This window comes from Corynebacterium sp. DNF00584, from assembly GCF_001552965.1.
Lineage (GTDB): Bacteria > Actinomycetota > Actinomycetes > Mycobacteriales > Mycobacteriaceae > Corynebacterium > Corynebacterium phoceense.
Map to the genome: position 1 here is coordinate 88992 of NZ_KQ959726.1, position 8536 is coordinate 97527.

Below are 8536 nucleotides of genomic sequence, written 5' to 3' on the forward strand. Positions count from 1 at the left end.
GATACGGCGCTGGGGAAAAGTGCCACGTTGCTCCTTTGATCTGTCCGGTTTCTATGAGGTAAGCATCAGATTCGACTTGCCTTCTAATAGACTCCGTGAGCACCACCGGCCCCACTTTCGATTCGTGGGCAATTCCGTCAGCGAAAACATCCACGCGCCGCACCGCCCGGTTGCACACCTCAACGCACTCCGACGTCCGCAGCACGACCTGGGTTGAGGGCTCAATATTCTTCCTCACGAGTCGTTTCTTCACGAGCATGAGCTTGAGATAGTCCTCGCCTGCGCGGCCATCTTTCATAAACTCCACAGCTGGGGTTGCAACATGTCCCGGCCGCTGGCGATATCCCGCTAACTTGTCGAGGTTCACCCGCCCTCCCTTCATCAGGCGGAGAAGGCTTTCGGGAGTTGCGCCTTCCTTAACGAGGTAATCCCACTGCTTATAAACACCTTTGCTTGCGTTCTCGCGAACCGGCTTGGGAAGCTTCGGAATCCTTGCAATGAGCGTGCCCGCACTCGCGGCCAGCGCAGGGTATGTGGTGCTAAAAGCCGATACACGCTTCGGGATGGAAGCAGCGTCTCCAGCAAATCCAATGATGGTTTGATGTCCGCTTATCTACATTCGCCCCCATTAAGGGTGAATCTTCAGATCAAAACTAGAAATAGTTTATATACAGCACTATCTGTATTAGGTAAGCCTTTCCTTTCCAGCTGTTCATGAATCGAGGTTTACGATGACCCAACAGTCCTCTACGCCCGCACGGAGTACAAGCTCATCCAGTGGGTCGACGGCACGTTTAAACACCAGAGATCTCATCAACGCTGGTATCTTTGCTGCACTTTACTTTGTAATCACCTTTGTAAGCGGAATGATTGGATTCGCAGGACCACAATTCATGTTTATTGGATGGTTTATCGCGGCAATCGCAAACGGAATCGTGCTAGCGCTTTATGCCGTCCGCACGTCCAAAATGGGTGCTTTCACCCTCGTCGGTGGTATTAACGGATTAGCATTCATGCTCACCGGACACTACTTCTGGACCTTGCTAGGAAGCATAATTCTTGGGTTTATCGCGGATTTGATTATTACAAAAAGCCACCTCAGTATTGCCAAGTCCTTCCCTATTGCCTACGGCGTCTTCTGCGTCTGGATTTCTTTGCCTTTTCTCCCGCTAATTCTGGATACGGACTCATACTACGTCGATATCGCAGACCAAATGGGTCAAGAATATGCCGATGCTATGTCGGATATCTTCCAGCCATGGACCATTGGAGTACTGGCCATTTGTGCGCTCATCGTCGGCTTTATCGGAGGAAAGGTCGGAGTTCGCGTCAGCCGCAAACACTTTGAAAGCGCTGGTCTCCTGTGAGCCTGCAAAAACAGGGCGTGCTTCGTCGATTTTCGATCGATCCACGGACCGTGCTGCTTTCTGTTCTAGTAATCAATGCGGTAGCTCTCAGCCACGGCCACCTACCGACACTGCTGATTTCTATCGCCTTCAGCTCCATCGCACTAGCTACAGTAAAGCCACACTATGGTCTTATATGTCTGTTCGCTTTTGCATTATCCTATCTAGGGTATTGGGGCCTATTACAGCTTCCTGGCTCCACATTTTTCGCTTTTTCAGCGGCAATTTTTTCGTGGCTAAGCCGTTTTGTCATCAGCATGTCCATCGGCGCATTCGGCTTGCTCACTCTCACACCATCCACGTTGACCTCAGCACTGCGGGACCTGCGTTTACCAGGCTGGGTCACCATTCCACCGGCGGTATTCCTGCGCGTTTTGCCGATCATCGTGGCAGAAGCCAAAGCCATCCGCGATGCCATGGTCCTTCGGGGTCTCCAGCCTGGAGTAAAAAGCTGGATCACACAGCCCACACAATCGTCCGCGATGTTGATCATCCCCTTATTAGGTGCCGTCGTCCGCGCTGGTGATGAGCTCGCTGCCTCTGCTCTTGTCCGGGGATTGGGAGGACCCGCACGCCCAACCACCACCGCCGATCTTTCCTTCAAGCTTGTCGATGCAACTGCACTAGCTGGGTTGGGCCTCGTTGTTGCCTCTGTCTGGCTTCCCACGGAGGTCCACTTATGAACGAACGCAGTATCGCAACCAGTGTAGACGCCCACAACGTTTCTTTTACATATCCATTGGGCGCTCGGCCAGGCATTCAAGGTGTATCTGATGTGTCTTTTTCTGTCTCTCCAGGACAGTGTCTACTGATTACCGGTGATTCCGGATCGGGAAAGTCCACGGTACTCAAGTTGATCAACGGACTCATCCCCCATTTCAATCCAGGAGAGCTACTAGGCACCATCACTATTATAAAGGATGACCAGGCTTTTAACCCTGCGGAAGAACCGCTGTCCCGAGCCATCGAGTTCAGCGCCTCAGTATTCCAGAATCCAAGGACACAATTTTTCACTGAAAGCGTCAATGCAGAATTGGCCTTCGGGCTAGAAAACCTTGGTGTAGATCCCAAAGAAATTGAGTCGAGGATTCAATCAGCGGTCGAGCTACTAGGCATTAAGGATCTTCGGGGCCGGCGATTCAAAGAATTATCCGGTGGGCAGTTACAAACCGTGGCATGCGCATGCGCGCTTGTGTCCCCGGGCAGTCTCGTGCTTCTCGATGAACCCACGTCCAATCTCTCCATGGAAAGCATCGATATTCTTGCACGCGTGCTACACCGCTTGAAGGAATTAGGCACAACGATCATTATCGCTGATCACCGTCTCTTTTTCTTAAAAGATATCGCTGACCAAGTTATTTACTTGACTCAGGGAAAAATAACGCGGAGTTTCCGCGCTCAGGAGTTTTATGCCTTAGACGAACCCGAACGCAAACAATTGGGGCTACGCAGCTTACACCATGTTCCCCTGCCCGCGAGCGTGCCGGTACCACCCACGCTCGAAAACGCCGATCCCCAGCGGAGCGGACTCGAGCTAAGCAACATCTGTTTTTCTTATGGCGCACATGAGGTGTTAAACATTGACCACGCATTTTTCCCCAGCGGCGAAGTCACCGCCTTAATCGGGCCCAACGGCGCTGGAAAAACCACCCTCGCCAGGATCATTTGTGGTCTTGCTTCTCCCAAACGCGGCGGTAGTCTCCGTTTGAACAGCAAACGAGTAGGAGCGGCTGCCCGCAGACGTGCCGCGTATATGGTGATGCAAGATGTTGGCCGCCAATTATTCGCAGCCACCACCGAAGAAGAAGTCACGCTCGGACTGGCAAAGAAGAAGCGGGACCACATCGATGTCAATGAGATTCTCCATCGCCTCGATCTGGCAGGAATGGCCCAACGGCATCCGCAGTCTCTGTCCGGTGGGCAACGGCAACGCTTAGCCATAGCTTCAGCCCAAGCCGAGCAAGCAGCGATCTACATCTTCGATGAACCTACCTCTGGCGTGGGCTGGCGCCAACTGCAATCCATCTCTGCGCTACTTCGATCTCTTGCAGCAAGCGGAGCAGTGGTCATCGTCATCACCCATGACCACGAATTCATCCAAGAATCAGTCACCAGAATCATCGATATGACTGACATCAACAAGAATTGAGAAAGAAATGTCTGAACTAAAACAAAGTTCCACAGAATCAAGCGGAACCCACGCACCAGAATCACACGGTGCGTCACCGGAAGAAGAGGCTCGCGCAAAACTAAAAGCCGGCCAGGTCGCTCTAAAAAAACTACTGGCCCCAGTGCAAACAACCATCTACTTCGCACAGTTTCTCGCGCTTATATCCTCGGTACTCGCCGTAGCACCCTACGTCGCGTTGGTGGCACTGGGAAATGCTCTAATCGACGGCAATACTGATGACGTCGCGTCCATTGTGAAATGGCTACTTGCTGCATTTTTGGGCCAGCTATTCTTCTATTTCCTTGCCCTTGTAATCACCCACTTCGCTGATGCAAAGCTGGTGGGGATTAACCGGCGCCGAATTATTACCGCTATTGCGAAAGCACCACTCTCGTGGTTTAGCCAGACTAATTCCGGCAAAGTCCGCAAAGCCGTCGAGGACGATACGTTAACTCTGCACACCCTGACAGCCCATGCTCCTGTAGAGAAGGTCGCCGCGATCTTTACGCCCCTCGCGCTTCTGGTTTATGCCTTTATCTTGGATTGGCGCCTTGGTCTACTTTCTATTGCCACTGTGCCCATTTTCCTAGCAATCCAAGCATATTCAATGAAAGATATGGGCACAAAAACTGCGGAAATGGATAATTATCTGGGTGAGGTCTCTGCGACTGCGGTGGAGTTCTCCGAAGGTATTTCCGTCGTCAAGGCTTTCGGCACCGTTGGCAAAGCCCACGCTCGATATCGCGAAGCTGCCCAAAAATTCGCGGAATTCTATTACGAGTGGGTACGTCCGCTTCTGCGTGTTTCCGCAATCTCAGAGTCTGTGGTGGCGGTTCCTGTCCTCATCCTTATCAATCTAGGAGTCGGTTCCCTGCTGATAGCTGGTGGCTATGTCACGGTCGCTGAAGTCATCGCAACAACGTTAATTGCGCTGGTGCTCCCGGGCACGATTCAAACCGTCGGCCAAATGATGTGGTCTTACCAGCTCGCTGGCAATGCGGCGTTGCGCCTTGATGAAGTCATGACAATTTCCCATGTGAAAGAAGGCCAAAAGAGCCTCGATGCCAGTAGTCAAGACATGGAGGTGGAGTTCCATAAGGTCAGCTTTAGCTACGCCCCAGACACACCAGTCCTCCAAGACTTTTCTGCGCAACTAAATGCAGGCACTGTCACGGCATTGATTGGCCCCTCCGGGTCTGGCAAATCCACAGCAGCAACGATGCTGGCGCGTTTCCAGGATCCAGATTCGGGCACAATCACTATCAACAACGTGGATATCCGTGATCTCACTTTCGACAGTTTGTACCGCATTGTGGCTTTCGTCTTACAAGACCCTCACTTACTGCGTATGAGTATTCGGGAAAACATTCGCCTTGCACGCCCAGAAGCCCGCGATGAAGAGATCTGGCAAGCCGCAGAGGCTGCGCACATAGCTGCTGATATTCGCGCTTTACCGGCTGGGCTCGACACCGTTGTTGGTGAGGACACCTCTTTATCCGGTGGACAACAGCAACGCATTTCTATTGCCCGGGCAATTATTACCAATGCCCCAATCTTGATCCTGGATGAAGCTACTGCGGCAACTGATCCTGACTGCGAAGCAGAAATTCAAGCAGCTCTAGCCACACTCGTCAGAGGCAAGACCGTCTTAGTCATCGCCCACAAGCCGGAGTCCATCCAAGGAGCAGACCAAATAATCTGCCTCAAGCCTATGAAGGATAATTCTCATGTCTAATGCCACTACGCCTGTTAGTTCGCGTCTTCGTGATCCGCTACTCACTCGCAGTGTCAAAAAGCTGCAAAGTCCTGTAGGCCATAAGCTCAATAAAAGGTATGCTTGTCTATCGCTTATCGTTGGCGTGCTTGATGGCCTCGCCGTTCTCACGCTCGTGCCACTTACAAAGGCACTCGATGGGGATACGACGATCGCACCATGGATGTGGACGCTTTTGGCAATTGCGCTCGTAGCTTTTGCGCTACGATTTTTCGCAACCATGGCCTCTTACCACACGGCCTTGGATTTCATCCGAGCCGCGCACACGACTGTGGGCGATAAATTAGCAACGCTACCGCTCGGCTGGTTCGTACCGGCTAATACCGGCGGCCTATCTCGCCTCGTTTCAGATCGCTTTATGGTGGCGGCCGAGACCATTGCGCATATTCAAGGAACGATATACCGCGATAGCGCGGCACTTGTCACCTTGTTAGTAGGAGCGTGTTTCTGGAACTCGAAGCTGGGCTTGGTCCTTCTTATCATCGCACCATTGGCGCTCGTGGTGATGCAGTTGGCTGCATGGATTCGTGAGAAAGCATCGAACCGCGCACTGGGGCCGAGTAAAGAGCTCTCCCAGCGCATCGTAGAATTTGCTAACCGTCAACCAGCCCTGCGCGCGGCAGGACAATCACAAGTTTTTGCGCCACTAGAGCAAGCGCTAGAAATCGACCATAAAGCACGAATACGCGAGCTATGGGTATCCACATTAGCTTTGCTACTCAACGGCATAGTAGTGCAGATCTTCATTGTGGCTCTCATTATGGTCTCCGCGGATCTTGCCGTTGAAGGCGCCCTATCGCCACTAGAAACAATTGCGATCATCGGAATCAGCTTGAGGTTTACCCGCACGCTTGAGCAGCTGGGTTCTTCTTTCGTCGGTTTAGATGCCGGCCGTATCGCGCTCGCAGAAACTGAGCTCATCACCGATGCTCCTTCCCTGCCAGAACCCACTACTCCGCGCCTAGGCGATGGTTCGGGAAATGTGGAGCTTCTTAATGTCACGTTTGGATACGGCGATAAGCCAGTATTGGTAGATGTCACTTTCCATGCTCGACCAGGCACCGTTACCGCCATTGTCGGTCCTTCTGGCTCCGGAAAGACCACAATTGCGCGCCTTATTTCGCGATTCTGGGATGTAGATTCCGGGGCGGTGATGGTTGACGGCGTAGATATCCGCGAGCTTGGAACCGAACAGTTAATGTCCAGGCTGTCCATGGTCTTTCAGGACGTTTACCTCTTCGACGACTCGTTAATCGCTAATATCCGCGTTGGTCGTCCCGACGCCTCCGATGAGGAAGTCTTCCGCGCAGCTGATCTTTCAGGCGTGACTTCTATTGCCAACCGCCTAGGGTGGCATACTCCTGTTGGTGAAGGCGGGCGGCTTCTATCCGGTGGTGAACGCCAGCGCGTATCTGTAGCTCGCGCGCTTCTCAAGCAAGCGCCGATTGTACTCTTTGATGAGGCTACCTCCGCGCTCGATGCAGAAAATGAGGCAAACATTCTTGCTGCGATGGACGAGCTACGGGAGCAATCTACTTTTATTGTCATCGCCCATAAGCTGGATACAATCAAATCTGCTGATCAAATCGTAGTCTTGGATGAACACGGGCAAGTCAGCCAGCTGGGCACGCATTCTGAGCTTTCCGATGTCCCCGGTATCTACCGTCACTTCTGGCAGCAACGCAAAGCAGCAAGCGGGTGGAAAATCAGTTCGGGACGCGATTAACGCGGGCACCGAGATCGGCATTGTTTGCGGGGGACACCCTTCTCTCCCCCTCTCCCCCGCAGCACGGAGCACCCTAAGTGCACCGACAAGGCTCAGAGCGAAGAATGCGGTAGCGGCTACGAGCGACCACTGCGCGGCGTTGGCCATGCCTTCGCTTAAGGTCTACACCACTGCCCCAGGCGCACGGTGGTTTGCGTTGCGGAGGCTTGCCTGGAGTCATCGACGGGAATATCCCACAGCATCGTGCCGGTCGGCTGCGTGGAGGCGAACCCCAGGCCCAAGCCGTACAGGGTCAGCGGCGCGGCGATGATCCAATCATTCGTATCCGGCCCCATAAGCAGGACGAAGCTAAGGACGCCGACGGCTTCCAAGCCGAGCCCAATGAGCACGGTGCCAGACGCCCCGTACCGTGCCGCGACATGAGGGCTGATGCAACGGAGAAGAATGCACCGATTGCCATGGCTGCCAGCACCAGGCCAGACCACGTCGTGCAGAGGTCCAAAGTATTAATCAGGTACAGCGGCAACACGAAGATGATGGAAAACTCGCCGATTGCTACCGCACCAGCGGTGATATTGCCCCACGAGAACGTGGAATAAGAAAAACAATTCAAGATACAACAGCGCCGAGCGGTGACCCCGCTCGCGGTGCTCTTCCGACCTGATAAAAAGCGCGAAGCCCACGGCCGAGATCGCGAGCCCTAGCGGAACCGGTGAAATAGCCGCGTTTTCGAATCAGGTCCAGCCAAAGAAGCTGAATGAGGATTGGGGCTCCCACCAGCCTAGGCCAGGCCCTCGATAATCGCGAATACTAGGACACCCATTCCGTCAGTGCACCATCGGCAAGCGGTCCGACCGCTGCCGCACCGGAAATCACCGCGCCCCACACACCAAAGGCTGCTGCGCGTTATTTTCCGCGGAATACGGTTTACTCGTGGAAAGCGTGGAAGGCATGATGAATGAAGCGTCCTGGGTTTAGTTCCTACCTCAGCTAAGGAAGGATTGAACTATGCCTAGAAAGTATTCCGTCGAGTTCAAGGAGAAGGCGGTCCATCAGATCATCGAAATGGTCCGCCTGGAGTCTTGCTCACTGCAACGCGCCTACACGGAGGTCGGTGAGCTGCTTGGAGTATCCCACCACACGTTGCGGGCTTGGTACCGTGACAGCGCTTCAGTACACGATAGTTCTGACGCTTCAGGCGGCGAAACAATGGAAGAAGAACTCAGGCGCCTGCGTCGAGAAAACCGCGAACTGAAACTGAACTTGCCCCCGAAAGTTGGACTAGGGGTAATCCTACCCGGCTAACGTCTTAAGGGCCTTATCCCGGTATTTCATCGGGGTGCAACCATCAAGTCCCAGCTGGAGTCTTTCCGCGTTGTACCAGTCGATGTACGCGTCTACCGCAGCGGTAAATTCTTTGACAGACTGAAGTGCCCCGGGTTTTGTTCCTAGGCATTTGC

Annotated in this window: 7 protein-coding genes and 1 pseudogene; 6 read left to right on the forward strand and 2 right to left on the reverse strand. The window is 53.4% G+C overall.

Annotated features, from left to right (window positions below; translation table 11 throughout):
- The first annotated feature begins 731 nt into the window (after positions 1-731).
- From HMPREF0307_RS00375 to HMPREF0307_RS00390, 5 genes are read left to right on the forward strand one after another with little or no spacing between them, the layout of a single operon-like run.
- A complete protein-coding gene (locus HMPREF0307_RS00375) occupies positions 732-1367 on the forward strand; it encodes an MptD family putative ECF transporter S component (protein ID WP_066484691.1) in 636 nt (211 codons plus the stop codon).
- A complete protein-coding gene (locus HMPREF0307_RS12395; protein ID WP_071407493.1) occupies positions 1364-2089 on the forward strand; it encodes an energy-coupling factor transporter transmembrane component T family protein in 726 nt (241 codons plus the stop codon). The genes HMPREF0307_RS00375 and HMPREF0307_RS12395 overlap by 4 nt, the downstream gene beginning before the upstream one ends.
- A complete protein-coding gene (locus HMPREF0307_RS00380; RefSeq protein WP_066484694.1) occupies positions 2086-3555 on the forward strand; it encodes an ABC transporter ATP-binding protein in 1470 nt (489 codons plus the stop codon). Before HMPREF0307_RS12395 ends, HMPREF0307_RS00380 begins: the two co-directional genes overlap by 4 nt.
- A gap of 7 nt (positions 3556-3562) precedes the next feature.
- Complete coding sequence (locus tag HMPREF0307_RS00385; RefSeq protein ID WP_066484697.1) at positions 3563-5311, forward strand: ABC transporter ATP-binding protein; 1749 nt, start codon at positions 3563-3565, stop codon at positions 5309-5311.
- Positions 5304-7076 (forward strand): ABC transporter ATP-binding protein, encoded by a 1773-nt coding sequence (locus tag HMPREF0307_RS00390; RefSeq protein WP_066484702.1) that lies wholly within the window; start codon positions 5304-5306, stop codon positions 7074-7076. Before HMPREF0307_RS00385 ends, HMPREF0307_RS00390 begins: the two co-directional genes overlap by 8 nt.
- 155 nt (positions 7077-7231) lie before the next feature.
- Here the strand turns inward: HMPREF0307_RS00390 and HMPREF0307_RS00395 are convergent, their stop codons facing one another.
- Positions 7232-7465, reverse strand: coding sequence for a hypothetical protein (locus HMPREF0307_RS00395; RefSeq protein WP_066484705.1), 234 nt, complete (start codon positions 7463-7465; stop codon positions 7232-7234).
- A gap of 619 nt (positions 7466-8084) precedes the next feature.
- Here HMPREF0307_RS00395 and HMPREF0307_RS00400 point away from each other — a divergent pair.
- A pseudogene (locus tag HMPREF0307_RS00400) lies at positions 8085-8333 on the forward strand (transposase); the annotation flags it as partial.
- A gap of 36 nt (positions 8334-8369) precedes the next feature.
- Here HMPREF0307_RS00400 and HMPREF0307_RS13495 read toward each other — a convergent pair.
- On the reverse strand, positions 8370-8536 hold a 167-nt coding region (locus HMPREF0307_RS13495), incomplete at its 5' end, for an IS3 family transposase (protein WP_148139452.1).